The sequence below is a fragment of the Trebonia sp. genome (assembly GCF_049794275.1).
In the GTDB taxonomy this organism is placed as follows: domain Bacteria; phylum Actinomycetota; class Actinomycetes; order Streptosporangiales; family Streptosporangiaceae; genus Trebonia.
The window spans coordinates 1-3,625 of the sequence record NZ_JBARCR010000372.1 but is presented as its reverse complement, the minus strand read 5'-3'; the positions used below and the strand labels follow the sequence as shown (position 1 = coordinate 3,625).

The following is a 3,625-nucleotide window of genomic DNA, read 5'->3' as shown; positions in this document are numbered from 1 at the left end:
AGCCGGCGCTGCCAGCACACGGTGTGCCAGTGCCGTCTCGACGCGACGCCGGCGTGGTTCGGCCAGACCACGACATGCGCCGTACCAGGGTAGATCTCCTGGTCGCAGCCGGGGCAGCGGTACGCCTTCGTGGCCGCCGCACCAGGGACCGGGCGTACCACCCAGTCACCGTCCGGCCACTCTTCGATCCGCTCGGGGCCCAGCGGTGCGGCCGGGGCGGAGGGCCGGGGTCGCCGGGTCTTGCGCGGACTCACGGACATCAAGCCTATCGGTGTGCTGACGGCATCCGATTGCCACTACAGTGACGTTCCGTGCGGCTGGTAATCGCCCGGTGCAGCGTCGACTATGGCGGCAGGCTCACCGCTCATCTCCCCGAAGCCCTGCGGCTGCTGATCGTCAAAGCCGACGGGTCTGTCCTCGTGCATTCGGACGGCGGCTCCTACAAGCCGCTGAACTGGATGTCGCCGCCATGCCGGCTGTCCGAGGAGCCGGGCAAGTGGACCGTCACGAACAAGGCGGGCGAGACGCTGACGATCACGATCTACGAGACGGTCAGCGACACGTCAGTGGATCTCGGCGTGGACCCCGGCCTGGTCAAGGACGGCGTGGAGGCGCACCTGCAGGCGCTGCTCGCCGGGCAGCTGCACCTCCTCGGCGACGGCTGGCGGCTCATCCGCCGCGAGTACCCGACTCCCATCGGCCCCGTCGACATCATGTGCCGCGACTCCGACGGCACGCACGTCGCCATCGAGATCAAGCGCCGGGGCGAAATCGACGGCGTCGAGCAGTTGACGCGATATCTGGACCTGCTCAACAGGGACCCGCTGCTCGCCCCGGTGCACGGCATCTTCGCCGCCCAGGAGATCAAGCCGCAGGCCCGCGTCCTCGCTGCCGACCGCGGCATCCGCTGCGTCACGCTGAACTACGACACCATGCGCGGCATCGAACCAGAAAACACGCTGTTCTAGCTCCAGCCGGGGTGCGTTCGGTGCCCGCAGCGCCGTGCCACGCCGGTCCGGGCCGTCCGCGCGCCCATTAGGTGGGCTCCAGCATTACCAAGGCCTATTAACGCTGGGGATTTGACCCCGCATAGGGGTCAAATCCCCAGCACTATTGGAGGTTGGTGAGGCTGCGGTCCGTGGGACTCGCGGGGCGCGGCCACGTGGGCCGCTAGTCGTCGTGGAGGGCGGCGGAGACGCGGCGGTGGGCGGCCCAGATTTCTTCCGGGAGGCCGGGGAACTGGGCTAGGTGCTGCTCGCGGAAGCCCATTTCCTGCTGCCAGCGGGCGGTGTCGATGGTCAGCAGCTTGTCCAGGTCGGCGGGGTCTATCTGGAGGCCGTCCAGGTTGAGTTCGTCCTTGGCCGGCAGGATGCCGACCGGGGTCTCCACGCCTGTCACCTCGCCGCTCTTCAGCTGCATCAGCCACAGCAGGGCGCGCAGGTTATCGCGGTAGCCCGGCCACAGGAAGTGGCCGTCCTCCGGGTCGCGCTGGAACCAGTTGACGTGCGCGAAGATCGGCGGCTCGGCGGCACGGTTGATGACATCCAGCCAGTGCGCCGCGTACGGGCCCTCCGGATAGGACATGAACGGGCGCATCGACATCGGGTCGTAGCGGAGCTGGCCGTCGACGCCCTCGGCGGCGAAGGTGGCCTCGGCGCCCAGCGTGAGGCCGTCGTAGACGCCCTCGGCCACGTCCGTGATCGCGCGGATCAGCGGCTCGCGGTCCCTGGTGCGGCCGCCGAAGATGATCGCGTCGATCGGCACGCCGTGCGCGTCGACATAGTCGCTGGCCACGTTCGGCACGTTGGACAGGGTGGTGGTGAACCGGCTGTTCGGGTGGGCCCAGTCGTCGTCCGCCTCCGCCGCGCTGCGGTCGGCGATCGGGTTGCCCTTCCAGTCCAGCCAGCCGTCGAGGTCCGCGGGCGGGTTCTCGGTGCGGCCCTCCCACCAGACCTCGTGCGTCTTGACGTTGTACGCGACGTTGGTGAAGATCGCCCGGGTGCCCGGGGCGATCGAGTCCATCGCCGTCGGGTTCGTCGTCTCGTTGGTGTCCCTGGCCACGCCGAAGACGCCGAACTCGGGGTTCATGCCGTACAGGCGGCCGTCCTCGCCGACCCACAGCCAGGCGATGTCGTCGCCGTAGAACTCCACGTAGTACCGGTCGCCCAGGGCATCGGGCGCCAGCATCATCGCCAGGTTGGTCTTGCCCGAGGCGCTCGGGAAGCCGCCGCAGACGTGGTAGCGCTTGCCCGTCTGCTTGTCGACGATGCCGAGCAGCATGAACTGCTCGCCGAGGAACACGCCGGACCGCCAGCCGTCGTAGGAGGACTGGCGCAGGCCGTGGGCGATCTTGCCGAGCAGCGCGTTGCCGCCGTAGGAGGAGCCGAAGTGCAGAATCGTGCGCTCATCGGCCACGGTGACGAAGTAGCGCTTGTCCTCCGGGGTCCCCTGGCCCAGGTTCTCCAGGTCGCCGGTCACGTGCACGGCGCGGACAAAGCTGCCCGGGTCCTCCAGGTTGTTGATGTGCTCCACGTTCACCCGGGCCATCCGGATCATGTGCAGCACCACACTGCGGTTGTCGGTCAACTGGACGCCGGCGGCGTACTTCTCAAGCGGCGAACCTGGCGGGGCCATCAGGTACGGGATCACGTACATGGTCTTGCCGGCCGAGGCGCCGCGCATCAGCCCGGTGAGCTTCGCCTTCATCTCCGCGGCGGGATGCCAGTTGTTGTACACGCCCTTGTCCGACGGGCGGCTGGTGGCGACAATCGTGCGCTCCTCGGAGCGCGCAGTGTCCTTGTAATAGCTGCGCGAGTAGTAAAGACCCTCACCGGCCGGCGCAATCTCCCCGGCGTCCAGGCTTTCCTGAATCAGGCGCGCGTCATCGGCGCCACTGACGACCTCGATGTTGTCCGGGCCGGTGATCCCGGCCCAGTAGCGCACGTACTCGCGCACCTTCTCGTTCTTCAGCTGGGCGCTTTCCAGAACGTCATCAACATCGATCACGAACTTGGTCCTCTCATCGGACATTGGGTTAGCTTCGCGAAACGCGAAAGTTGCGATCCTCCATCTTGACAGGACTAGGCACCGTAGTGGAGAGAGAGATCCGCCACACCGGGCCGACGGGGTTTGCGGTCAAGGAACAAACGGCGGCAGCCCGGACGGGCGGGCGCGGCCGTTGAGCCAATAGTGCAGGACGGCGACGTCGCCAAGGTGGCGGACCTCGGCCAGGGCCATCGGGTCCGCCGGGCTGTGCGGGTAGGCGGCCGGCAGGCCGAACCTCGGGGCGGCGGGATCCCCCACGAAAAACGGCGCCACGGCGAGACGCAGCTCGTCCGCGAGATCGTCCGCGAGTACGTCGCGCAGGATCCGGGCGCCGCCTTCGACGAGGAGAGTAGCCACCTTACGTTCGGAATGAAGATCTTCGAAGACCCGCACCAGAGACGGCGGGTCCCCGGCGTCGATGACCTCGGCTATCTGGCCGAGCCTCGCCTGGGCGGCGGCAAGGGCGGGCGTGGCGCAGTACACCAGCACAGCGCCGCCGCCGACGGCGAAGAAGCGGGCGGCCGGGTCCAGGTCCCCGGTGGCGGTGACAGTGACCCGCAGCGGGTGCGGCGGCCGGCCG

The 3,625-nt window shown here is 68.4% G+C and carries 4 protein-coding genes; 1 reads left to right on the top strand and 3 read right to left on the bottom strand.

The window, feature by feature from the left end:
- The coding region (locus WA805_RS10175) for an ATP/GTP-binding protein (protein ID WP_425242219.1) at positions 1-254 on the bottom strand (254 nt) is incomplete at its 3' end.
- Positions 255-311: 57 nt separating this feature from the next.
- Between WA805_RS10175 and nucS the strand changes: the two genes are divergently transcribed.
- Positions 312-968, top strand: a complete 657-nt coding sequence (gene nucS / locus WA805_RS10170; protein ID WP_422291007.1) for an endonuclease NucS — start codon at positions 312-314, stop codon at positions 966-968.
- A 202-nt stretch (positions 969-1,170) separates the two neighbouring features.
- Here the strand turns inward: nucS and WA805_RS10165 are convergent, their stop codons facing one another.
- Both WA805_RS10165 and WA805_RS10160 read right to left on the bottom strand, forming a co-directional pair.
- Positions 1,171-3,030 carry a phosphoenolpyruvate carboxykinase (GTP) gene (locus WA805_RS10165; protein ID WP_424564705.1) on the bottom strand — a complete coding sequence of 620 codons (1,860 nt, stop codon included), beginning with the start codon at positions 3,028-3,030 and terminating at the stop codon, positions 1,171-1,173.
- A 105-nt stretch (positions 3,031-3,135) separates the two neighbouring features.
- Positions 3,136-3,625, bottom strand: a 490-nt coding sequence (locus WA805_RS10160; RefSeq protein ID WP_425242218.1) for a RibD family protein, incomplete at its 5' end; no start/stop codon positions are given.

Excerpts from the sequence above, each read along its gene's own strand:
- WA805_RS10165 (WP_424564705.1), bottom strand. The coding sequence starts at position 3,030 with ATGTCCGATGAGAGGACCAAGTTCGTGATCGATGTTGATGACGTTCTG.